Genomic DNA, 23,068 nt, shown 5'->3' with positions numbered 1-23,068 from the left:
GGCGCTACTCCTGCGGGAGGTTCAAGCCGTCGCGGTTCTCGCCGTCGTCACCCGCGGAGGTGCCCGTGGAGTCGGACTCGGCCGCCGCAGCGGTGAAGCGGTCCTGGACCTTGATCAGGCTCTCGACGCCGATCAGCAGGTCTTCCTTCTGTGCTGCCATGCGTGTCTCCAATTCGTGGAAGTCCAGGGCCGACGGGTGCCGGCCCGGCCCCTATGGGGCATGCCTCACCAACTCCGCTATGCGGGTCAGTGAGGAGATGGAGGGTGGCGCGAGGCCACGGTTCGAACGAGCGGGGCTTCCGGGAGCTGGTTGACGGTCAGCGGCTGGGATCACCGGCGACGGCCAGGACGACCACCAAGACGGTGACTGCGGCGGCGTAGACGAATACGGCGAGCTGTTGGCGCCAGCCCCGCCGTACTCGACTACGTACCCGGGGCTCCCTTTCTAAGGGAGCCTTCAACGGCGGAACGCGGCCACTACGCCGCCCCCGGTTCGATGGGCGCCAGCCGAAGGGCACGAGCCGCCGACGACGTACCGCCACAGCGGGGGCACTCGCACGGGGGGTAGCGGCCTGGATTGGAGAGGATGTCGAACGGGTCGCCTTCCAGGACCCGCATGCTCGGCGACCACGTCCGGCCCGAGTCCCGCGACACCCGGATGCTCATCAGAACGCGGGGCTCTCTGCCCAGGTCAGAGGTTCCACTGAGGGCCATTCGCTCTGTGTCAGGAGTGCCTGCCGCATCATGCAAGGCAGTCATCCTCGGTCGCTTCGCCATGTGCAGAAGGATCGCGATCAGGACGATGAGGCAGAAAGGCTCAGCGGGTTACCCAACTTGGGTAACATCACGGTCCGTTGAAACCCCGCAGCGATCTGTAGCCTTCCTCCGGAGCATGTCCGATGCCCGAGTCACGTCATACGAAGGAACTGCCGGCAAGCCTGCTCACCGACTCCGAGATGATCGACGCGTGCCGCGTACGCGACTTCGCGAGGGTCTTTCGTCTGGTCAAGGCCCGGGCAGGCATCTATCCGTCCATGATCGCGCGCCAGTGCGAGCTGACGCCCAGTCGGGTGGGCGAGGTGATCGCGGGCCAGCGGCAGCTCCTCCACATGGACGTGATCGAGCGAATTGCCGACGGCTTGCGCATCCCCGGGCACATGCTCGGGCTTTCCCGACGGGAGTGGGAAACGCCGGCTGCGCTCGCGGTGGCCGAGCGCGAGCCACCCGAGCCGGTCCACCCGCCCGCTGGACCCGGACCGCTTGCTGCCTTACCCGGGGTGGAGGTGGACAGCATCCTCGCCATGGCCGCCGGGACCAATCCGAGCCCCTCCACCCTCCAGGCGCTCCGGTCCTCGATCGAGGACTATTGGCGACGCGACGACGAGCACGGTGGAGAGACCCTTCGCCCGGCCGTCGTAGGCCAGCTCCGCTACGTCGAAGGGCTGTTGAAGGACAGGCGGCCGACACCGATACAGCATGGTCTGTACGGCGTCGCGGCGGAGTTGGCGCGACTGACCGGATGGACGTACTTCGATGCTCGGCAGTACCAGCAGGCCCGCGCGTACTTCTCGGAATCTCTGCAACTGGCCAGGGAGATCGACGACCATCCATTCATGGCGAACGTGCTGGCCTGCATGAGCCTCCAAGCGACCTACCAGGACAAGCCGGCGGACGCGCTTGCCCTGGTGTCTGCCGCCCAGGACCAGGCCCGTGCCGGAACGACACCGAGGGTGCGGGCGATGCTGGCCATGCGCGAAGCCTTCGCCCACGCGGCCTTGGGGGACAGGAAGGCTACGCACACCGCGATCTCGGAGGCCCACAGCCAGTTCGAGCGCATCCACGAGGGTGACCCGGACCCGGCCTGGGTGACCTACTTCGACGAGCCGAAGCTCATCGTGGACACGGGCATTGCGCACGGCCGTCTCGGCGAGGCGGCGATCGCCGAACCATTGATCGCGGACGCGCTGGCGCGCGAGGACCCTGCGAACCAGCGCGGCCGAGCATTCCATGCCTTCTGGCTTGCCCGTACTCAGCTCCAGCGGGGGAAGCTCGACCAGGCCTGTCACACGGCGATGGAGGCGCTGGTGCCCGCCGCAGCGGTGTCGTCGGAGCGGGTGACCGGGCACCTTCGCGAGTTCTACGAGCAGCTTGCGCCCTATCGCGAGGTGCCGGCCGCGGTTGCCTTCGAGGCACGCCTACGGGCGACGCTTCCCCCGCCGGTTCAGCGAACCCCTTCGTCCATCAGGACGTAGAGGAGGCCGACCAGAGCACCGCTGCTGACGATCTCACGGCGGTCGATCATGCCCCGGATGTTTGCCAGCGGGATCCATTCGACCCGGTCCGACTCGTTCTTCTCGGTCGGAGGCCCGTCATACGTCGCACCGTCCGCGCGGAACAAGTGGTGCTGGGAGTCCGTGATGCCGTTCGCCGGTTCCGCGTAGATCAGAGGCTTCATCGGGCCCGGACGCCAGCCGGTCTCTTCGAGGACTTCACGGGCAGCGGCCTCACCGGGGGTCTCGTCCGCCTCCACCAGACCCATGGGCAGCTCCCAAGCCCACGCGTCCGTGATGAAGCGGTGGCGCCACATCATCAGGACCTCTCGGCGATCGTTGACCACAGCGGCCACGGCCAGGTGGCGGAGCTTGACGACGTGGTGTTCCCAGCGGTGCCCGTCCGGCGTCTCGATGTCGGTGAGCCACAGGTTCACCCACTTGTTTTCGTAGATCGGACGTTCACCGTGGATCTTCCACTGCATCGCTGCGGCCCCTCTCGATCGGCCTCCAGCATCGCAGAACCCGGATGAACCGTAGCCCGATTCAGGCAAATTCACGTCACAGTGACGAATATGGGCGAGGTACCGCCGAGCGCTCCCCCGAGGGTGATCCTGCCCCAGATGAGGACTATGGGACCGCCCTTCTCCCCGCTCCGCGACGCCGGGCACCAAAGTCGGCGTCGGGTCAGCATTGGTCCTGGCAAAGCTGACCTCAGCTGGTCACACATGGGAAACGACGGGAGCCCGAAGAGGGCCTCCGGCGGGCCTCGGCGCTCCTCCGGCGGAGCAATCTCCGCCGGAGCTCCGGACTCTCTTTCGTCAGTCGCGACTGAGAGAGCCGATCCAGAAGAGTGCAGGTCAGCGCACCCGACCGCGCGCTTTCAAGGGCCCCGGCGGGAGCTGCGGCGCAGGGATCGGGGGGCCGTCGTAACCCTTCACCTCGCCGTAGCGGGTGCCGTTCGTCCAGTCCTCGCGGAACTGGACGATCTCCTCGTTGCTCCGCCCGATCCAGTTCCAGAACATGACGATCTCCTCCTCGAACGGCTCGCCGCCCAGCAGCATCAGCCCCGCGTCCGAGGCCGCCCGCAGGGGGAGTTCCGTGCGGCCGCAGCCCAGGTAGAGCATGGCGCCGGGCAGGACCGGGACGCCGTCGACGGTGGCCTCGCCCGACATCGACAGGACCGCGTACTCGAAGTCCGGGTCGAGCGGGAGCCGGGTTTCGGTGCCCGCCGCCAGGGCGAGGTCGGCGCCGACGATCGGGCTGTAGGCGCTGCCGGGCGAGGTGGCTCCGTCCAGGGTGCCGAGGATCACGGTCGCGGCCAGGCCGGGGGCGGTGACCTGCGGGAGGTCGGCGTGGTGCTGGAAGTGCGGCGCGACATCGCGGTGGGCGTCGGGGAGGGCCACCCACAGTTGCGCGCCGTGCAGGAGGCGGGCGTGCGGGCGCGGGCTCTCCTCGGAGTGGCTGATGCCGCGGCCGGAGGTCATCAGGCCGAGCTCGCGCGGGCGGATGGTCTCCAGGCTGCCGACGCTGTCGCGGTGCAGCACCTCGCCCTCGTGGAGCCAGCTCACGGTCTGGAGCCCGGAGTGCGGGTGCGGCGCCACCTGCATGCCGGGCTCGTCGGCGATGTCGTCCGGGCCGTAGTGGTCGACGAAGCACCAGGCGCCCACCATGCGGCGGCCCAGGTTGGGCAGCAGGCGGCGGACCTCGGTGGACTCCCCGAGCTTGACGGTGCGCGGGCTCAGGAGCTCGCGCACGGGCTCGGCCACGACGAAACCGCGGCCGCCGCAGGCGGAGAGAGCGGGCTGGCGATCGAGATTGCTCATGGGGCACAACTTAGCCCCGTGCCGCGTCCGGCGTTCCATGGAATGTTCGGTGGAACGCCCGTGTTGGGCACGTCGGGTCTCCCGTGTCGGGCGGATCGGATCCCCCGTGTAGGGGAGATCGGGTCCCCCTGTCGGGGGAGACCGGACAGAGGCATCGGAACGGCGGAAGGAACGCGATGAACACGCCGGTGGAGTACCTGGAGCACGGGACGCCGGCCGAGCGCTGGGCGCGCGCCGGGCTCTTCTTCGAGGCGAAGGAGTACGCCACCGCCGCCCGCGTCCTGGGCTCGCTGACCACCGAGGCCCCCGAGCAACTGGCTCCCCGCCTGCTGCTGGCCCGCGCCTACTACCACTCCGCCCAGCTGTCCCGTGCCGAGCTGGAGCTGCGCGCCATCCTGGAGCGCTGGCCGGTGGAGGACTACGCGCAGCTGCTCCTCGGTCGCACACTGGAGCGACAGGGCAGGGCCGTCGAGGCGGCTCCCCACCTGCGGATCGCCGCCGCGATGGCGGGCGAGTTTCCCGAGTAGCGCGCCGCCCGGCCCCGCCCATGCGGGGCCGGGCTGTCGTCTCGGATAGCCTGGGTCGAATATGAACCGTCTGACCACGCCTTTCGGCTCCTACGAACTCACCCGCTTCCCCCAGGACCCGCGCGATCGTCTCCGCGCCTGGGATGCCGCCGATGAGTACCTGCTGCGGCACCTCGAATCCGGTACCGGGGAACGCGGTCCGGTGGATCTCACCGGCGATCGGCAGATCACCGTGATCGGGGACCGTTGGGGCACGCTGACGACGGCCCTGGCCGCGTTCCACCCGACGCAGATCACCGACTCCTCGCTGACGCGGTCGGCCACCATGGCGAACCTTGATCGTGCCGGGATCGGGACGGCCAAGGAGACGGTGCGGCTGCTGACCACGCAGGACGCTCCGCCGGAGCGGATCGACGTGCTCCTGGTCCGTGTCCCGAAGAGCCTGGCGCTGCTGGAGGACCAGCTGCACCGGCTGGCTCCGCACGTCCACGCGGGCACGGTCGTGGTCGGCACGGGCATGGTCAAGGAGATCCACACCTCCACGCTGCGGCTCTTCGAGCGGATCCTCGGGCCGACGAAGACCTCGCTCGCGGAGAAGAAGGCCCGACTGATCTTCTGTACGCCGGGCACCCCCGGGGCCACGCACGCCGTGACCCCCGGCCCGTGGCCGCTGACGTACGTCGTGGACGAGGACGGGGGCTCGGGCGCCGGGCTGACCGTGGTCAACCACGCCGGCATCTTCTGCGCCGACCGGCTCGACGTCGGCACGCGTTTCTTCCTCCAGAACATCCCGACCAACACGGACGGGGCCCGCGTCGTGGACCTCGGTTGCGGCAACGGGGTTGTCGGCACGGCGGTCGCGGTCGCGGACCCGCGGGCCGAGGTCGTGTTCACGGACGAGTCGTACCAGGCGGTGGCCTCCGCGAAGGCCACGTTCCGCGCCAACGTGACGCACGAGCGGGACCGGGCCGACTTCCTCGTCGGTGACGGGGTCGCGATGCTGGACCCGGGTTCGGTGGACCTGATCCTGTGCAATCCGCCGTTCCACTCCCACCAGGCGACGACGGACGCCACGGCGCTGCGCATGTTCGCGCAGTCGCGCAAGGCGCTGCGGCCGGGTGGCGAGCTCTGGGTCGTCGCCAACCGCCACATGGGCTACCACACGCACCTGAAGCGGCTGTTCGGCAACAGCGAGGTCACCGCGAGCGAGCCGAAGTTCGTGGTGCTGCGGGCGGTCAAGCGGATGGAGCGCGACCAACGCCCGTAAGGGCCATGTGACCTGCCGGTACGTCCTACACTCTGCCGCGTGGACAGCCAGGGGGAACAGGACGGACGCGCCGGTGGGCGCTATCGCCGGGAGGACGTGGCGCGGGCGGCGGGCGTCAAGGTGCGCAACCTGCGCTACTACCAGGAGCGCGGGTTGTTGCCGCCGCCGCGCCGTGAGGGCCGGGTCGCCTGGTACTCCGAGGACCATCTGACCCGGCTGCGCCTGATCAACGACCTGCTGGGGCGCGGCTACACCGTGAACGGCATCTCCGAGCTGCTCGACGCGTGGGAGTGCGGTGGCGGACTGTCCCAACTCCTCGGCCTGGAGCGGGCGATGACGCGCGACTGGGTGCAAGAGGTGCCCGTCACGATGACGTTGGCCGAGTTGCGCGCACTGTTCGGGCCGACCGCGAACGCCGAAGACACCAGGCGCGCGGTCGAGTTGGGGTACGTACGGATCGACGGGGACCGGGTCACGCATCTGAGCGGGCGGTTGCTGGAGGCGACCCTGACGCTGGTGCGGCAGGGGGTGCCGCTGGCGGAGATCCTGGACGCGGCCGACTTCGTCCAGGCACAGGCGGCCGCGCTCGCGGACCGGTTCGTCGGACTGTTCCGCCGGCATGTGATCGGCCCGGACGGGCTGGAGCACCTTTCGGCCGGCCAACTGGATCACGTGTCCGAGGCGGTGTCCGCGTTGCGCCCGGTGGCGGGTGAGGTCGTGGCCTCGGAATTCGCCCGGGCCATGGAGCGGAGGGTGGCCGCGGAGGTCGCCGAACTCCTGCGCGCGGAGCAGTGACCGGCCAGTAGGAGTCGGCCGAAACGGTACGCTCCGGCAACCTTGCCAACCTCCATTGGCACTCTTACATTCAACTCGTCGGTAACAAAGGTGCACAGCCGAGATAAGGGACGATCTCATGGCAGTCTCACCGAACTTGCCCGAACCGCCCGGCATCGAGGGCGACGACGGCGGCGGCGCCGGCAGAGGTGACGGGCGCGTCCGCTGGCGCAAGTTCGCACTTCTGACCGTCCCCGCCATCGCCGTGACCGCGGGACTCGGGATAGCCCTGGCACAGGGGGCGCTCGCCGCCTCCTTCGCCGTTTCCGGGCAGCAGTTCAAGGTGTCGGCGGCGAGTCTGGAGGGCGAGGGGTTCGCCCAGTACGGCAGCGTCGACGTGAACGCGCGCAACGAGCTCATCCCGGTGGCGGTCACCGCCATCAAGGAGGCCAAGCTGCACAGCCTCTGCCAGTCGGTGGTCACCACCCTCCCGATGATCGGGGACATCTCGCTCAACCTCACCGCGGGCAAGAAGAACCCCGTCGAGGCGAGCAATCTCTTCGTCGACGCGACACAGCTCTCCGGCGACGCGGTCTTCAGCAACATCGAGATCGGACGCGACGCGTCCACCCTCGACAAGGGTCCGGCGGAAGCGATCGGCATGCAGGACCTGTTCGCCCAGCAGGCGGACACGGTCAGCATCACCGATCTGCACCAGACGGCGTGGGCCACCAACGCCGGGACCTTCAAGCTCTCCGGGCTGAGCATGAACATCAGCAAGGGGAAGAAGGAATGCTTCTGAGCCGCTGGCGGCGGTGGCGACGCAGCAGGCCCTTCTGGGGCGGTCTCTTCGCCATCCTCACCGGGGTGTGGATCAGCGTCCTGCCACTGGCTCCGTTGAAGATCATGCTCCAGCAGGGAGTGGCGGGCATCCCGTCCGTCCTGATGGGGATCATCTTGATCGTGCTCGGGCTCACCGCCTGGTTCTCGCCCCAACAGCGCACCCTGGCAGGGATCCTCACCACCCTGATCGCGACCGCCACGCTGGTCCTGTCGAACCTCGGCGGGTTCCTGATCGGCACCCTGCTGGGCATCGTCGGCGGCGGGATGATCTTCGCCTGGCAGCCGAACACCACACCACGTGCCGGGGGCTCCGCCGCCCCCGGCACGGAGCCGAAGGCCGGCCCGGAGACGGAGCCGGAGGCAGGCACGGAAGCGGACCCCGATCCCCACGGGGACCGCAGTCACTCCCCCACCCCGCACCACGATCCCCAAGGAGCACAGCCATGAGCCGCAAGCGCACCGCTCTCGCCCTCGGGATGGCCGCGGCCGCCGCGCTGACGGTGGCCTCCGCCACCGCCACCGCCGCGCCCTTACCGCTGGCCGGTTCGACCACCGTCACCCCGGCCGGGCACGCCTTCAAGGCCACCCTCAGCGGAAAGGCCACGCTCAAGGCCGGTTCGGTCACCGTGACCTGCACGGTCTCGGTCTCCACCGGTACGGTCCCGGCCGCGCCGGGCAACAACAACCCGGCCGGTGCGGTCACCTCGCCGATCACCCCGCCGACGTACTCCTCCTGTTCCTCCAGTCTGCCGGGCGTGACGCCGACGGTCACCACCAGCGGCGCCTGGACGGTGTCGATGCAGAACGGCTCGCCGATCACCGCCACCCTGAAGGTGCCGGTCGGCGGACTCGTCGTGACGACGTCCGGCCTGGCCAACTGCACCGTCACGGCCGCTCCGAGCGCTCCGGCGAACGTCGGCGGCACCTGGACCAACGGCGCCCCGCCCAGCCTGACCTTCACCAACGCCTCGGTGCCGGTCACGGTCACCGGCGGATTCGGGTGCCCGACGAGCGCGACGTCCTCGACGTTCAACGCCCTCTACAAGGTCACCGACACGACCAACCCGGCGCAGCAGATCACCGTCGGCCCCTGAACCACCCGTGCACCATCCACGCGTGCGCCATCCGCGTGTGAACGACCGCCCGTGCACCATCCGCGTGTGCACCATCCGCGTGTGAACGACCACGCGTGAACCATCCGTACGAGCGGGCCCGCCGGTACCGGACCGATTCCGGCGTCGGCGGGCCTTCGACGTGTCCGGGCGGGGCGACCCGCAGCGGGGCGTCGCGGCCGGTCCGGGCGGAAATCCCTTTGCCCGGGGGCTCCTTGCCGGGTGATGCTGCCCGACATGTCACACACCACCGCGCCGCTGCCCCGCACCGAACAACCCCCGCGCACCCCCCGGGGCATCTCGGACCTCTTCTCCGACGGCCGCCTCGTCGCGATCCCCCGCAAGGTCGCCCGCCGCGAGCAACTGCTGGCCCATCTCACGGAGACCCTGTTCGCCCCGGACCGGGACTACACCGAGCCCGAGGTGAACGACGCGCTGCGCACGGTGCACGAGGACTGCTCCGCCCTGCGGAGGTACCTGATCACCTCGGGCCGCCTCGCACGCACCCGCGACGGCAGCAGCTACCGGCGGGTGACGACCACCCGGTAGTGGGTGGTCAGCCTCCCGTCGTCACCGATCACGTGGAAGGCGACGACCGGCGGCTCGTCGAGGTGGACGTACTCGTTGTCCCCGCTGCGGGCCTCCCAGGGAAGCCGGGTCGTGGACACCACGCCCGGCGCCACCAGCAGCGGCCGGCCCGCGAAGGTGGTCGCGGCCCCCGTGTGGGCGTGTCCGCACAGGAAGGCCGTGAGGTGCGGGTGCCGTTCGGCGAGGTCCGCCAACCGCTCCTCGCCGAACTGCCGGATCCCGTCGACGTAGGGGATGTGCAGGGGAACGGGCGGGTGGTGGAAGGCCACCAGCACGGGGACCTCGTGCGGGGTCCCGTCCAGTACGCCGTCCAGCCAGGCCACCGTGGAGTCCTCCAGGAAGCCCTGGTGCTCGCCGGGCACCGACGAATCGCAGACCGCGAGCACGAACCCCGCACCGCGCAGGACCTGGTCGACGGGCGCCGCGGTCGGCTCCGCCTCGCCGAGCAGGTCCCGCCGGAAGGCCACGCGTTCGTCGTGGTTGCCGGGGCAGACCACCAGCGGATGGCGCGAGACCAGTTCCTTGCGGGCCTCCGCGTACTCGGCGGGGCTGCCGTGGTCGGCTATGTCGCCGCTCACCAGGACGGCGTCCAGGTCGTACGGCAGCTCTTCCAGGTACCTCATGACGGCACGGGTGCGATCCGCGGCGCGCGTGTCGCCGTCGAAGTGGACGTCGCTGAGGTGGGCGATGACTTTCACGGACGGTGGCTCCTTCACTCGGGTGCCACCATTCAACAGGCCCGCCCACGCGGCGGATCAGCCAGGTTCGACCGTCCCTCGCCAGATCCTGACGAGCACCCAACCGGCGGCGACCAGAGCGGCGGCGGTCCCCGCGAGGGCGAGTACGGCGACCCCGGAGGCGGCCAGCGAGCCGTGCGCCGGGGCGCCGGGCGCCGGCGCCCCGGACCCGTCCGCGGCCGACCCCCCGTCACCCGGGGCGGGCCCGCCGGCCGGCGCGGGCGCGGGTCCGGACGTACTGCCCGCCGGAACGGGTGACAGGGACGACTCCGACGGCTCGGAGGGTCGGGAGGGTCCCGACGAGGAGCCGGGGGTGGGGCCGTTCGAGGGCCCCGTGGAGGGCGCCGTGGACGGATCGGGCGAGGGGTCCGGCGACGGACCGGTGGAAGGGTCGGTGGAGGGGTCCGGTGACGGATCGGCCGGCGCGGACCGCTCCAGCCGGGTGATCGTCGCCTGCGCCGGGCCGCCCACCCACACGACCTCGCCCCCGGGCTGCACCGTCAGCGAGGCGGCCCCCAACTGGGCGTGGTTGCCCGGCAGTACGGTGGGTTTCGCCGCCTCCGTCAGATCGGCGGTGCGGTACACGGCGAGGGATCCGTTCCCGTCACTGCCCGCTTGCGCGGGGTCCCCGGAGTCCTGCCAGACCACGAAAGCCTGCCCGGTGGCCTCGTCGAACCGCGCCGCGCGCGGCAGGTCCGGCCCACTCAGGGCGCCGATCCGGCGGCCGGCCGCGTCGTGGACGACCACGGAGTTGTCGAGGCCGACCCAGACCGCGCCGGTTCGCGGATCCACTTCCACGAACCCGGCGAACCCGTCACCCGGCGGGAGTTCCACGGTCGCGGCGACCGTCAGGGTGACCGCGTCCACCTTGTACAGGCGACGGTTGCCCGTGTCCGCGAACCACACCGCCTTGCGCACCGGGTCCACCGCGAAGGAGTCGCCGCCCTCCAGCGTCAGGGACCGTCCGATCACCGCGCCGTCGACGGCCGCCTCCGACAGGACGGGGCCCTGGGCGGCCAGTACCGTCCCCGGTGCGAGTCCCGGGCCGAGGTCGGTGACGGTGGCTCCCGTGATCCAGGCCCCGCTCGCCGCCGCGTCGCCCTCCTTGGCCGTGCCGATGCCCCGCAGCGGATACCCGAAGACCACCCCGTCGCCGGGCAGCGGGGCGACGAGCCGATGGGCGGCGCGGCGGCTCGACGCACCGGTGGGGCCGGGCATTTGGCTCACGGTGCCGCGTACCGTGCCGGTCTTCGGATCCAGGACGTGCAGTCCGCTCTCGTTGACCTCGGGGGTCTCCGGCCGGTCGTCCGAGGCCACGTACAGCCTCTTCGAGTCCGGGTGGAGCAGCAGGTCGCGGGGCTTGCCCGCCGAGGTGAAGACCCCCGCCTCCCGGTAGCCGGCGGCGGTCGCGCGCGAGGGTTGCGTCACCGCGCCCGATCCGGTGGCGGCGAGGGCGACCGGGGCGCAGACGAGCACGAGCGCACTCGCGAGTACGGGGGCGTGGGGTTTCATGGCGTCCTCGTGGCGTGGATCGTCCTGAGTGGTGGCCGGACGGCCTGGGTCGAAAGAGGGGCCTAGTTGAAGGTCACCGGTACATGGACGTCGTAGGCGCGGTTGCCCGAGTTGAAGTGGTCGGCGCGGGTCACGACGGCGCACTCGACGGTCTCGCCGCAGATCTGGTCGTTGCCGAGGTCGGCCTTGACGTGGATCGTCACGGTGAAGGTGCCGCCCGCACCGAACCGTGAGGTGTTGGGCAGGGTGCCGCCGAGGGTGTTGGAGACCCAGTGGGAGGCGCCGGTCGTGCCCGACTGGTCGGAACCGCCCAGACAGGGCGTCGGCTTGGAGGCTCCCTGCGGACCACTCACCGCGCACAGTCCCACGTACACGCCCCGGCCGGTGTTGTACCCGCTGCCGGAGATCGTGATGTTCTGCCCGCCGGCGGCGGCGGTGCCGGGCGAGGTGAGGGCGAGGTGGTAGGTCGTACCGCCGTCGGTGACCGTACGGGAGGAGCCGGCCGCGGCGGCGGACCCGGCGCTCACGCCGAGCGCGAGGGCCACGGCGGCGGTGGCGGCGAAGGCCGCGCGGGCGGCGAGGCGTACGGCGGTGCGGGGCAGGCGGGAAGCGCGCATGGGAGAACACCTTTCCGACAAACGAGTGGGGTCGACAGGAAGATCGACTTAGGTAAGGCTAACCTCATCTGACCGAGGGTAGAACCCCTCCCCGACAGTGCGGCCGAATACCGCTCGCATGACCGAAACGCGTGAGGGCCCCGCCACTGGACGCGGTGGCGGGGCCCTCGAAGGCGGTGACTCAGCCCCGGTAGGTCTCCAGCAGGCGCAGCCAGATCTCGCTGATGGTCGGGAACGCCGGGACCGCGTGCCACAGGCGGTCGATCGGGACCTCGCCCGCGACCGCGATGGTGGCCGCGTGCAGCAGTTCGGCCGCGCCCGGCCCCACGAAGGTGGCTCCGACCAGGACTTCTCGGTCGAGGTCCACCACCATCCGGGCCCGGCCCCGGTAACCGTCGGCGTAGAGCCCGGCGCCGGAGACCTTGCCGAGGTCGTAGTCCACGGCGCGGACCCGCAGTCCGGCGCGTTCCGCCTCGGCGAGGGTCCGGCCGACCGACGCCGCCTCGGGCTCGGTGAACACCGCCTGCGGCAGGGCCCGCGTGTCGGCGGTGGCCGTGTGCGCGCCCCACGGGGCGGTGTCGAGGGGCCCGGTCCCGGCCGCGCGCGCGGCGATGGCCGCACCCGCGATCCGGGCCTGGTACTTGCCCTGGTGGGTCAGCAGCGCACGATGGTTGACGTCTCCGACGGCGTACAACCAGTCGTGGCCGGGGACCCGGCAGCCGTCGTCCACCGCGATCCAGTCGCCGGGGGTCAGACCGACGGTGTCGAGGCCGATGTCCTCGGTGCGCGGCGCGCGACCGGTCGCCATCAGCAACTCGTCGCCCTCCAGGGTCTCGCCGCCCTCCAACACCACCGTGACGGGACCGGTGGAACCGTCACGGACGACCGCCTCGACGGCGACGCCCGTACGGACCACCGCACCCGCCTCCTCCAGCGCCTGCGCGACCAGCTCCCCGGCGAACGGCTCCATCCTCGGCAGCAGCCGCGAGCCGCGCACCAGCACGGTGACCCGGGAACCCAGCGCCTGCCAGGCGGTGGCCATCTCGGCGGCGACGACACCGCCACCGACGATCAGCAACCGGCCGGGGACCTGCCGGGCGGAGGTCGCCTCGCGGCTCGTCCAGGGCCGGGCGCCGGCGATGCCGGGCAGCTCGGGGATCACGGCCCTGGTGCCGGTGGCCACGACCACCGCGTGCCGGGCGGCGAGCACGTGGTGCTCTCCCTCGGGGCTGGTGACGGCGACCTTGCGGATCCCGTAGAGCCGCCCGTGGCCCCGGTAGACGTCCGCCCCGATGGAGTCCAGCCAGTCGACCTGGCCGTCGTCCTTCCAGTTCCCGGTCCAGTAGTCACGGTGCGCGAACACCGCCTCCGCGTCCAGGGGGCCCTGGACCGCGCCCGCCAGGCCCGGCACCCGGCGCGCGTCCGCCCGGGCCAGCGCCGGACGCAACAGCGCCTTGCTCGGCACACAGGCCCAGTACGAGCACTCGCCGCCCACCAGCTCGCTCTCCACCACGGCCGTGCTCAACCCCGCGGCACGGGTCCGGTCGGCGATGTTCTCCCCGACCGGGCCCGCACCCAGCACCACAACGTCGTACTCCACCGCTTCAGTCATACGGACCAGTGTCACCGCAGGCCGGGGGCGGTGGTGACAATCTCAGGCCTCCGGCGTGCCGGAGTCCCCCGCGCCCTTGGCCTGCTCGGCCGCGATCTTCGCCCTGACCTCGTCCATGTCGAGGGCGCGGGCCTGCGCGATGAGGTCGGTCAGCGCCGCCTCCGGCAGCGCGCCGGGCTGGGCGAAGATCGCCACCTGGTCCCGGACGATCATCAGCGTCGGGATCGAGCTGATCTCGAAGGCTCCGGCCAGCTCCTGCTGCGCCTCGGTGTCCACCTTGGCGAAGACGAGGTCCGGGTTCGCCTCGGAGGCCTTCTCGTAGACCGGCGCGAACTGGAGGCAGGGTCGGCACCAGCCCGCCCAGAAGTCGATCAGCACGAACGGGTTATCGCTGACCGTCTGGTCGAAGTTCTCCTTGGTCAGCTCCACGGTTGCCACGGTGTTCAAACCTCCTGATTGGTGCGTGTGCTGCTTGAACGAACGGCCCGCCCCATGAATTCCTGCCCGCCCCCGCACCACGCTGATCTGCGAGAACGCTCCCCCACCCCGGCGGGCGACCATCGGACCCGCTTCAGGACGGCGGCAGTCGGACCGGCCTCAGAACGGGTGGCCCGCCGGCGTGGCGCGCACCGTCGTCCAGCGGAGTTCGGTGAAGGCGTCCAGGTTCGCCTCCCCGCCGAACCTGGCTCCCGTGCCCGAGGCGCCGACGCCTCCGAAGGGCGCCACGGCCTCGTCGTTCACCGTCTGGTCGTTGACGTGCGCGATCCCGGTCGGAATGCGGTCGGCCAGCTCCAGCCCGTGCGCGGCGTCACGGGTGACGATGCCCAGCGAGAGCCCGTACGGGCCCGCCGAGGCCAGCGCCACCGCCTCCTCCTCCGTCGCGAAGGACCGTACGGGCGCCACCGGGCCGAAGACCTCCTCCGCGTAGGCGGGCGAGTCGTCCGCGACGCCCGCCAGGACGGTCGGACGGTAGAAGAGCCCCTGGTGGGTGCCGCCCGCGACGAGCTTGGCGCCCTGGGCGGTACTCGCCTCGACCAGCGCGTGGACACGCCGGACCTGGTCCTCGTCGATCAGCGGGCCCAGGTGGACCCGGTCCCGGTACGGGTCCCCGACCGCCAGCTCCTCCGCCCGTGCGGCGAGCCGCTCGACGTACTCGTCGTACAGCGAGGCGTGGACGAGGTGCCGTCCGGCGGTCATGCAGATCTGGCCCTGGTGGAAGAAGGAGCCCCAGGAGGCCTGTGCGACGGCCGCCTCGACATCGGCGTCCTCCAGCACGACGAGCGCCGAGTTGCCGCCCAACTCCAGGTGCGCCCGCTTGAGATGACGTCCCGCCAGTTCACCCACGGTACGGCCGGCGGCGGTGGAGCCGGTGAACGACACCACCCGGACGCGGGGGTCCTCGACCACCGCGGCGCCGGTCCGCGCGTCTCCGGGCAGTACGTGCAGCAGCCCGGCGGGCAGGCCCGCGGCGGCGAAGACCGCGGCGAGGGCGAGGCCACCGCAGACTGCGGTCCGGCGGTCCGGCTTCAGCAGGACCGCGTTGCCGAGGGCGAGCGCCGGCGCGACCGAGCGGATCGACAGGATCAGCGGCGCGTTGAACGGGGCGATGACCCCGACCACCCCCGCCGGCACCCGTCGGGTGAAGGAGAGCCGGGGCGCCTCGCTCGGCAGCACCTGGCCGGCCGGTCGCGAGGCCAGCGCTGCGGCCTCGTAGCACTCCTGGGCGGCGACGTGCAGCTCGAAATCGGCCTTGCCCGGTATCGAACCGGACTCCCGCACCAGCCAGTCCCTCAGCTCCTGCGCGTGGGTCGTGAACAGGTCCCCGGCGCGGCGCAATACCGCCGACCGCTCCAGGTGGGTGGCCCGCGCCCAATCGGACTGCGCGGCCCGGGCACGCACGGCGCCCTCCGCCACGTCGGCGGGCGCGGCGAGGTCCAGCGTGGCGAGGGTACGTCCGGTCGCGGGTTCGACGATCGGGGCGGTTCCCCCGGTCAGGGTGGGTCCGTCCTGCCGGAGCGTCGGATCGAGGAGCGGCATGGCGCGGGGCCTCCGGGTGGGGAAGGAACGGGGCGGGGGGCGGCAGCACGCGCCATCGTGTCAGACCGGCAGACCCAATTCTGTTCAGTTATTGGGCAGTTGACGGGCCGGGTGACCGGAAATGATCGAGACGGCGGTGGCGCTCCCGCTCGCCTTCCCGACCTCACGCCTTCCGGCCACCCACGCATGAGCACCCACTCATGAGCACCCGCCCTCATGAGCACCCGCCCACGACCGCCGGTTCAGCGCTCCAGGACCAGCGCGATGCCCTGTCCGACGCCGATGCACAGCGCCGCCACACCGGTTCCCGAGCCGGCCGCCGCGAGTTGGTGGGCGACCGAACCCGCCAGTCGCGCCCCCGAGGCCCCGAGCGGGTGGCCGATCGCGATGGCTCCACCGCGCGGGTTGACCTTCGTCGGGTCCAGTTCCGGCCAGGCAGCCAGGCAGCCCAACGCCTGGGCGGCGAAAGCCTCGTTCAGCTCGAAGGCGGTGAGGTCGGACAGGTCGCGGCCGGCCTTCGACAGCGCCCGCGCCACCGCGTCCACCGGCCCCAGGCCGAACAACTGGGGCTCGATGCCGGTGACGGCGGACGCGCTGATCCGGGCCAGTGGCTCCCTGCCGGTGGCCGCCAGCCCTTCCTCGTCGGTCAGCAGCAGCGCGGCGGCGCCGTCGTTCAGGGGGGAGGCGTTCGCGGCGGTGACGGTCCCGGAGCCGTCCGAACGGAACGCCGGCTTCAGCCGGGCCAGCGCCTCGGGCGTGGAGCCCTCCCGGATCGACTCGTCCCGGACCAGATCGGCGCCCGGGTACGGGACGACCTCGTCGGCGTAGAGCCCCGAGGCCCAGGCGGCGGCGGCCTTGCGGTGGCTGTCCAGGGCGAAGAGGTCCTGCGCCTCGCGCGTGATCCCGTGCTTCTCGGCGATGAGTTCGGCACCCTCGCCGAGCGAGCCGGTCCACTCGGCCGGCATGCGCGGGTTCGTCATCCGCCAGCCGAGCGTGGTGGACCACATCTGCTGGTGTCCGGCGGGGAAGGCCCGCTCCGGCTTCTGCACCACCCAGGGGGCGCGGCTCATCGACTCCACGCCGCCGGCGATGGCGACGGACGCGTCCCCGAGCGCGATGGCCCGGGCGGCCTGGATCACGGCTTCGAGACCGGAGCCGCACAGTCGGTTGACCGTCACACCGGGAACGGTGACGGGCAGCCCGGCGAGGAGCACCGCCATCCGAGCGACGTCCCGGTTGTCCTCGCCCGCGCCGTTGGCGTCGCCGAACACGACGTCGTCGATGCGGGCCGGGTCGAGGTCGGGCGTGCGGTCCACCAGCGCGCGCACCACGTGGGCGGCCAGGTCGTCCGGCCGGACCCCGGCCAGGGCCCCGCCGAACTTGCCGATCGGCGTGCGGACGGCGTCGACGACGTACACGTCGCGGACGGTGCGGATGCTCATGGGGTCTCTCCTGGGCGGATCCGTACGGGCGGCGCCGCGACGGCGCCGGTGTGGGCACCGGCCCGCGACGCCGGGTGCGCCCGGTGGGGCGCGCCCGCAGTCTCCGTCCGGCGATCACCGCCTGTCAACGGTTCCCCGGGTCCGCGCGCCCGTGCCGGGGCCCGAGCCGGCTCGATCCCGGACCGCGCCGCGCCGGGAACCAGGGGCCGCCGAGCCGCGGGCCCCCGGGTCCCGACCCGCGGACCGGCGGGATCGGGGGATCGGGGGATCGAGGATCGCGGGGTCGCCGTGTCAGGTGGACTCGCGGTGGACGGCCGTCGCTGCCATCAGGTCGTGCCGCTCCGAGATCTCGGCCGGTTCCCGTACCGCCGCGTCCACCAGGGACGCCAGGTGGTCCCCCGTCGGCAGTTCGAGTGCCACGGTGCTCAGCCTCGGCCGCAACAGTCGCCCGATCAGCAGGTCGTCGGCGCCCATGACGGCCACGTCCTCGGGGACGCGCAGCCCCGCGTCCTGCAAGGCCCTCATCAGCAACATCGCGTACTCGTCGTTGTAAGCGAAGACCGCGTCCAGCCCGAGCGTTGCCCAGCGGGCGGCGAGCGCCCCGGCCGACTCCTCGGTGTACGCCATCGTCAGCGCCTCGATCTCGGCGCCGGCCACCGAGCGGGCCCCGGCCAGCCGGGGTGTGGAGAACAGTTCCAGGCCGCTCTCCTCGGGGACGATCACACCGATCCGGCGCCGGCCGCGCTCCACCAGGTGGGATGCGGCCCGGACCCCGACCTCCGCCTGGTCCATCACCAGCGCGTGCGCGCCGGGCACGCCGACCGGGCCGAGCGTGATCACCGCGCGGGCCCCGGCCCGCTTGAGGGTGGCGACGTTGCGCGCGGACAGGGTGATCTCCCCGAGCGAGATCACCGCGACGGGTCGCAGTTCGGCCCAGGCGCGGGCGGCCTCGTCCCCGCCGAGGCCGAGGCTGCCGTATTGGACGACGGTGTAGTCGAGGCGGCGCAGGGCCCACTGGAGTTCGTTGAGGAAGGTGCTGTACAGCGGGCCGATCGGCACGTGGGCGGTGGGCAGCAGGACGATCCGGGTGTGTCCGGCGCGCAGGCTGCGGGCGGCGGCGTGCGGGACGTAGCCGAGTTCCTCGGCGGCCGCGCGGACCTTGCGCCGGGTGGGTTCGCTGATGCGCACGGCTTCCGCGTTGTTCAGTACGTACGAGACCGTCGCGCGCGAGACGCCCGCGAGGCGGGCGACATCGGCGCTGGTCGGCACGGGGTCCGGTACGGGCCCGGGGGTGGGCGCCGGCGCGGGGGGCGGCGTGGTGGACGAGGGGGCCGCGGGCGCCGGGTTGGGCGGCTTCGGCGACCTCGCCGGTTTCGATGACTGAGACATTGCCGTCGCATCTTTCCAGACCGGTTGCGTCCGGGGGCTGGCGGATGGCCGGAAACGGGTGCTACACAGTGGTTACACGATTCATTGACACGTGTAACCCCGCTGTCACACCCCGATCGACGGCGTGTGGGCCCGCGTGTCCAGCCGTGCCGCCGCCCTGGCGCGTCCCGTCGCACCCCGCCACCGCGGCAGGGCGGCGCGCACCCGCACCTCCCCCCGATCCCTCCGCATCCCCCGTCAGCCGCACGCAGACACCGCCCAGGAGGGCACCGTGGCCCTTTCCTCCCCCGGCACCGGCACCGCCGGCGCCACCCCCGACGCGTCCGAGAGACCCGCGAAGTCCGGCCCCGGTCGCGGCTTGCTCCCGCTCCTGCTCGTCGGCAACACCGCCATGTACTCCCTGTACATCGGCGTGGCTGGCATCCTGCTCGCCCTCCAGGTGGAGCACATCGACCCCGTGCACAAGGTCGCCAACTTCGGCCTGATCGCGGGGGTCTCGGCCGTCTTCGCGACGATCTTCAATCCGGTCGCGGGCGCCCTGTCCGACCGCAGCGGACGGCGCGATCCGTGGATCCTGGGCGGTGGACTCGCCGCGCTCCCGGCCATGTTCCTGCTGGGGTTCGCCGACACGATCCTGCTGATCACGATCGCCTGGTGCCTCGGCCAGGCCGTCATGAACGTCTACCAGGCGGCCATCACCTCCGTGGTCCCCGACCGGATCCCCGTGACCGCCCGCGGCAAGGCCTCCGCCGCCGTCGGCCTCGGACTGCCCTTCGGATCCACCCTCGGCGCCCTGCTCGGCGCCACCTTCTCCGAGGACTACCGCACCGGATACCTCGTGTTCGGCGCGATCGTCGCGGGGGCCGCGGTGCTGTTCACGGCCTGCGCCCGGGAGGAACGACTGCCGGCCCGCGCCCCGCTGCCGGTCCGGGCCCAGCTCGCCGCCTTCGCGAGCGCGCTCGGCGACCACGACTTCCGATGGGCGTTCATCGGACGGGCACTGCTCGTGCTGGGCTACTTCGCCGTGAGCGGCTGCCAGTTGTACATCCTCCAGGACCACACCGTGCTGCCCGACGGGATGAAACCGGAGGCGGCGGTGGCCGTGATGATGCCGTTGACCAGTGTGGCCATGGTCGTCTCGACGGTGCTCGGCGGTTGGCTGTCCGACCGGTTCGACCGCCGCAAGCTGTTCGTCGGCGCGTCCGCGCTGCTGTCCGCGCTCGCCCTGGTGATTCCGGCCGTCTCCACCAGTTGGACGGCGATGCTGGTCTTCTCCGCGGTCAACGGGCTCGCCTTCGGCTCTTACATGGCCGTGGACACGGCGCTCGTGACGATGGTGCTTCCCAAGGCCGAGGACGCGGCCCGGGACATGGGCGTGCTCAACATCGCCAACGCGGGGCCGCAGATCATCGCGCCCTTCATCGCCTCGGTGATCGTCTCGCTCAGCGGGGGCTACACCGCGCTGTTCGTCGTCGCCGCAGTCCTGGCCGTGGCGGGCGCTCTCGCGGTGAAACCCATCCGCGGCGTCCGTTGACGACGGCCCTGCCGGGCACCGCCAGTGTTCACACGGCCCGCGGTTCACGAGTTCCTCGCAGGGCTGGGTCTGGCGACTCTCCGGTCCTCCCCGTTACCGTCGTTCCTACCGATCGGTAAGGGGGAGGTCCGATGTCGGCGTCATCGCTGGATTCGGTTGGCTCGGCCCCGCGGGTCTCCGCGGGGTTGTCGGACACGGTGAGCGCGCTCGCCGAAGGCAGCGTCACCGCACGCGTGTTGACGGAGCGGACCCTGGAGCGGATCGCGGCCGCCCAGCCCGCCCTCAACGCGTTCCGTGTCGTACGGATCGAGGCCGCGCTCGCGGAGGCGGACGACGCGGACCGACGGCTGGCGGCCGGCGAGCGACTCCCGCTGCTCGGGGTGCCGATCGCCGTCAAGGACGACATGGACGTCGCCGGGGAACCGACCGCCTTCGGCAGCGCGGGAACCTTCCCGCCCAAGCACGCCGACTGCGAGGCCGTACGCAGACTGCGCGCGGCCGGCGCGATCATCGTCGGCAAGACCCAGACTCCGGAGTTGGGCCAGTGGCCGTTCACCGAGGGGCACGCGTTCGGTGACACCCGCAACCCGTGGAACACCGCCTACACGCCCGGTGGTTCCTCGGGCGGCTCGGCGGCCGCGGTCGCCGCGGGACTCGTCCCGGCGGCGCTCGGCTCCGACGGGGCGGGCTCGGTCCGCATCCCCGCGGCGTGGACCCACCTGGTCGGCGTGAAGCCGCAACGGGGGCGCATCTCCACCTGGCCGGAACCCGAGTCCTTCAACGGGCTGACGGTCAACGGCGTGTTGGCCCGCACCGTGGGCGACGCGGCGCTGTTGCTCGACGCGGCGAGCGGGCAGCACGCCGGAGACCTGCACAGCCCGGCGCGCATCTCGGCCGTCGACGCGGCCCGGCGCACACCGCGCCGCCTTCGGATCGCCCTGTCGTTCGCCATGGCGTTCACCGCCACGGCGAAGTCCCTGGACCCCGTGGTGCGTTCGGCGGTGGAACGGCTTGCCGCACGGTTGGAGTCACTGGGGCACGAAGTCGTCGAGGAGGATCCCCGCTACGGCCCGATCGGCCTGACCTTCGCACCCCGCGCGACCGGCGGCGTACGGGATCTGGCGGCCCGCGTACCGGACTCCTCGCTGCTGGACCCGCGCACCCACGAGGCCGTTCGTACGGGGCGGATCCTGGGCGGTGTGCCCCTGCGCGTCTCCCGCCGGGCGGAAGCCGTGCTGCAACGCCGGGTCGGGGAGATCTTCCACCGCTTCGACGTCGTGCTGACCCCGACCACGGCCACCCCGCCGTTGCGGATCGGCGCCCTCGCGGGTCTGGGGGCGCTGGCGACGGACCGGGCGATGATCGCGGCGTGCCCGTACGCCTGGACGTGGAACGTCCTCGGTTGGCCGGGTGTCAACATCCCGGCCGGGTTCACCCCGGACGGTCTGCCCCTGGGCGCCCAACTGCTGGGTCCCGCCCACGCGGAGCCCCTGCTGCTCTCCCTGGCGGCCCAGGTCGAGGCGGCCGAGGACTGGGCCTCGAAGTGGCCGGAACCAGTAACCTCACCGGAATGACGGCACTTTCCCACCAGAGCAACGACCACGGCAACGGTCACGTCGAGCAGCCCGGGCGTGACGGCGTCACCGCGACCAGCGAGGCGGATCCGCGCGCCATCGGCCCGGTGCGCACCGAGTACGCGCCGGACAAGGACGGCGATCCGGATCCCGGCGAGATCGTGTGGACCTGGGTCCCGTACGAGGAGAACGACGGGCGGGGCAAGGACCGGCCGGTGTTGGTGGTCGCCCGGGAGGCGGGCGGGAGCACGCTGCTGGCCGTGCAGTTGTCCAGCAAGCGGCACGATCACGACCGGGAGTGGGTGCCGATCGGGACCGGGCCGTGGGACGGCGCGGGGCGGGAGTCCTGGGTGGCGGTGGATCGGGTGCTGAGGGTGCACGAGTCGGGCATGCGGCGCGAGGCGTGCGCGTTGGACCGGGGCCGCTTCCAGCTGGTGGTGCAGCGGCTGCGCGAGCGGTACGGCTGGCGGTAGCCGGGCGCCTGCGGGCCGCCCGCCCCCGCGCCATGGAGACATCGGGCCCGGAGCGGGGGCGGGCCGGTTCAGCGCCCGGGGTCCGGGCTGCCCGGCTCGGCACACAGCCCCGCGAACGCCCGTTCGAATGCCTGGCGGGGTCCGGGCTCACGGTCCAGCACTGCGAACACGACCCGTTCGAAGACGCCGTCAAAGCGGCCGGTGAGCAGTTCCCGGAAGGCCTCGGCCACGGCTGCGGGCTCGTTGCGGAAGACTCCGCATCCCCAGGCCCCCAGCACCAGTCGCCGGTGGCCGTGGAGCGCCGCCACCTCCAGGACCAGCTCGCCCCTTCGCGCCAGGGCGCCCGGGATCTCGTGGGCGCGCTCCGGTTCCTGGCGGCGGATGGTGCCCGCGTTGGGGGCCGGGGAGGTGAGGAAGGCGGCCTGGAAGGGGGTCTCCAGGAGCCGGCCCCGGTCGTCGCGGAAAACGGGGACCGCGGGCGAGTGAATCACCCGGTCGGTGTAGAACGTGCTCTTTCCCGCGCGGTGGACCTCGTAGTACTCCGGGGCCTCCAACAGGGTCTCGTACAGGGCCGAGGCGCGGCACAGGGCTTCCTCCTGGGCCTTGGCGCCTCGGACGTATCCGCCCCCGGGATTGCGGGCCGAGGCGAAGTTCAGGACGGCGACCCGGACCCCCCGCGGAGCGTCTGTCGCGAGCCGGCGGGCGGCGACGGTACTGCTCTCGCCCGTGACCTCGAAGGCGGTCTCCCCCTCCCTTTTGAGGGGCTCTCCATATGGAATGACACGGTTTGGTCCATATATTCTGGTTCCTGCCTTGGCTTCCGCCAGGGCGGCGGCCAGGGAGATCTGCCGTCCCGTCCGCGTCCGGTACCCCCCGGCCGCAAGGATCGTCGCGTTCTCCCGCGCGATTTCACGCAGTCTGCTGCTCACCCCGC

The 23,068-nt window shown here is 71.9% G+C and carries 23 protein-coding genes; 11 read left to right on the top strand and 12 right to left on the bottom strand.

Features of this window, described 5'->3' with window-relative positions; genetic code table 11:
• Positions 1-4 precede the first annotated feature (4 nt).
• Positions 5-160, bottom strand: coding sequence for a hypothetical protein (locus OHA84_RS29960; RefSeq protein ID WP_157853303.1), 156 nt, complete (start codon positions 158-160; stop codon positions 5-7).
• Between the two features lie 739 nt (positions 161-899).
• On the opposite strand from OHA84_RS29960, the gene OHA84_RS29955 reads away from it, so the two are divergent.
• On the top strand, positions 900-2,252 hold the full coding sequence (locus tag OHA84_RS29955; RefSeq protein ID WP_266968871.1) for a helix-turn-helix domain-containing protein: 1,353 nt from the start codon (positions 900-902) through the stop codon (positions 2,250-2,252).
• Here OHA84_RS29955 and OHA84_RS29950 read toward each other — a convergent pair.
• Complete coding sequence (locus OHA84_RS29950; RefSeq protein ID WP_266968873.1) at positions 2,222-2,755, bottom strand: NUDIX hydrolase; 534 nt, start codon at positions 2,753-2,755, stop codon at positions 2,222-2,224. The genes OHA84_RS29955 and OHA84_RS29950 overlap by 31 nt on opposite strands.
• Before the next feature lie 375 nt (positions 2,756-3,130).
• A complete protein-coding gene (locus tag OHA84_RS29945) occupies positions 3,131-4,096 on the bottom strand; it encodes a pirin family protein (RefSeq protein WP_266968875.1) in 966 nt (321 codons plus the stop codon).
• Positions 4,097-4,272: 176 nt separating this feature from the next.
• On the opposite strand from OHA84_RS29945, the gene OHA84_RS29940 reads away from it, so the two are divergent.
• The 7 genes from OHA84_RS29940 to OHA84_RS29910 all read left to right on the top strand — a co-directional run bounded on the left by OHA84_RS29940 (position 4,273) and on the right by OHA84_RS29910 (position 9,168).
• On the top strand, positions 4,273-4,623 hold the full coding sequence (locus tag OHA84_RS29940; protein ID WP_053680349.1) for a tetratricopeptide repeat protein: 351 nt from the start codon (positions 4,273-4,275) through the stop codon (positions 4,621-4,623).
• Positions 4,624-4,684: 61 nt separating this feature from the next.
• Positions 4,685-5,890: a methyltransferase gene (locus OHA84_RS29935; RefSeq protein ID WP_266968877.1), complete on the top strand. Its 1,206-nt coding sequence runs from the start codon at positions 4,685-4,687 to the stop codon at positions 5,888-5,890.
• Positions 5,891-5,929: 39 nt separating this feature from the next.
• On the top strand, positions 5,930-6,685 hold the full coding sequence (locus OHA84_RS29930; RefSeq protein WP_266952247.1) for a MerR family transcriptional regulator: 756 nt from the start codon (positions 5,930-5,932) through the stop codon (positions 6,683-6,685).
• Positions 6,686-6,908: 223 nt separating this feature from the next.
• Entirely contained in the window at positions 6,909-7,466 is a 558-nt protein-coding gene (locus OHA84_RS29925) for a DUF6230 family protein (RefSeq protein ID WP_199826566.1), read from the top strand.
• Positions 7,457-7,954, top strand: coding sequence for a DUF6114 domain-containing protein (locus OHA84_RS29920; RefSeq protein ID WP_053680344.1), 498 nt, complete (start codon positions 7,457-7,459; stop codon positions 7,952-7,954). The genes OHA84_RS29925 and OHA84_RS29920 overlap by 10 nt, the downstream gene beginning before the upstream one ends.
• The gene (locus OHA84_RS29915) at positions 7,951-8,601 is read left to right on the top strand and encodes a hypothetical protein (RefSeq protein WP_266952244.1); all 651 of its coding nucleotides are present in this window, start codon (positions 7,951-7,953) and stop codon (positions 8,599-8,601) included. Before OHA84_RS29920 ends, OHA84_RS29915 begins: the two co-directional genes overlap by 4 nt.
• A 255-nt stretch (positions 8,602-8,856) precedes the next feature.
• A complete protein-coding gene (locus OHA84_RS29910) occupies positions 8,857-9,168 on the top strand; it encodes a DUF2087 domain-containing protein (RefSeq protein WP_266968880.1) in 312 nt (103 codons plus the stop codon).
• Here OHA84_RS29910 and OHA84_RS29905 read toward each other — a convergent pair.
• From OHA84_RS29905 to OHA84_RS29870, 8 genes are all read right to left on the bottom strand, one after another.
• Positions 9,141-9,905, bottom strand: coding sequence for a metallophosphoesterase (locus tag OHA84_RS29905; RefSeq protein WP_266968882.1), 765 nt, complete (start codon positions 9,903-9,905; stop codon positions 9,141-9,143). The two genes, OHA84_RS29910 and OHA84_RS29905, sit on opposite strands and share 28 nt — an antisense overlap.
• Positions 9,906-9,962: 57 nt before the next feature.
• Complete coding sequence (locus OHA84_RS29900; protein WP_266968884.1) at positions 9,963-11,456, bottom strand: YncE family protein; 1,494 nt, start codon at positions 11,454-11,456, stop codon at positions 9,963-9,965.
• Between the two features lie 62 nt (positions 11,457-11,518).
• Entirely contained in the window at positions 11,519-12,073 is a 555-nt protein-coding gene (locus OHA84_RS29895) for a hypothetical protein (RefSeq protein ID WP_266968886.1), read from the bottom strand.
• 181 nt (positions 12,074-12,254) lie between these two features.
• A complete protein-coding gene (locus OHA84_RS29890; protein WP_266968888.1) occupies positions 12,255-13,685 on the bottom strand; it encodes an NAD(P)/FAD-dependent oxidoreductase in 1,431 nt (476 codons plus the stop codon).
• Positions 13,686-13,727: 42 nt separating this feature from the next.
• The gene (locus OHA84_RS29885) at positions 13,728-14,123 is read right to left on the bottom strand and encodes a co-chaperone YbbN (protein ID WP_053676872.1); all 396 of its coding nucleotides are present in this window, start codon (positions 14,121-14,123) and stop codon (positions 13,728-13,730) included.
• A gap of 159 nt (positions 14,124-14,282) precedes the next feature.
• Positions 14,283-15,722 (bottom strand): benzaldehyde dehydrogenase, encoded by a 1,440-nt coding sequence (locus OHA84_RS29880; protein ID WP_266968890.1) that lies wholly within the window; start codon positions 15,720-15,722, stop codon positions 14,283-14,285.
• Between the two features lie 242 nt (positions 15,723-15,964).
• On the bottom strand, positions 15,965-17,164 hold the full coding sequence (locus tag OHA84_RS29875; protein ID WP_266952230.1) for a thiolase family protein: 1,200 nt from the start codon (positions 17,162-17,164) through the stop codon (positions 15,965-15,967).
• A 291-nt stretch (positions 17,165-17,455) separates the two neighbouring features.
• Complete coding sequence (locus OHA84_RS29870) at positions 17,456-18,553, bottom strand: LacI family DNA-binding transcriptional regulator (RefSeq protein ID WP_266968891.1); 1,098 nt, start codon at positions 18,551-18,553, stop codon at positions 17,456-17,458.
• 271 nt (positions 18,554-18,824) lie between these two features.
• Between OHA84_RS29870 and OHA84_RS29865 the strand changes: the two genes are divergently transcribed.
• The 3 genes from OHA84_RS29865 to OHA84_RS29855 all read left to right on the top strand — a co-directional run bounded on the left by OHA84_RS29865 (position 18,825) and on the right by OHA84_RS29855 (position 22,134).
• The gene (locus OHA84_RS29865) at positions 18,825-20,087 is read left to right on the top strand and encodes an MFS transporter (protein ID WP_266968892.1); all 1,263 of its coding nucleotides are present in this window, start codon (positions 18,825-18,827) and stop codon (positions 20,085-20,087) included.
• A gap of 131 nt (positions 20,088-20,218) precedes the next feature.
• A complete protein-coding gene (locus OHA84_RS29860) occupies positions 20,219-21,661 on the top strand; it encodes an amidase (RefSeq protein WP_266968894.1) in 1,443 nt (480 codons plus the stop codon).
• Positions 21,658-22,134, top strand: coding sequence for a type II toxin-antitoxin system PemK/MazF family toxin (locus OHA84_RS29855; protein ID WP_266968896.1), 477 nt, complete (start codon positions 21,658-21,660; stop codon positions 22,132-22,134). The genes OHA84_RS29860 and OHA84_RS29855 overlap by 4 nt, the downstream gene beginning before the upstream one ends.
• A 68-nt stretch (positions 22,135-22,202) precedes the next feature.
• Here the strand turns inward: OHA84_RS29855 and OHA84_RS29850 are convergent, their stop codons facing one another.
• Entirely contained in the window at positions 22,203-23,063 is an 861-nt protein-coding gene (locus tag OHA84_RS29850) for a TIGR02452 family protein (RefSeq protein WP_266968898.1), read from the bottom strand.
• Positions 23,064-23,068: the final 5 nt, after the last annotated feature.

Source organism: Streptomyces sp. NBC_00513, from assembly GCF_041431415.1.
In the GTDB taxonomy this organism is placed as follows: Bacteria; Actinomycetota; Actinomycetes; order Streptomycetales; family Streptomycetaceae; genus Streptomyces.
This window is presented reverse-complemented; position numbering and strand designations above follow the sequence as displayed.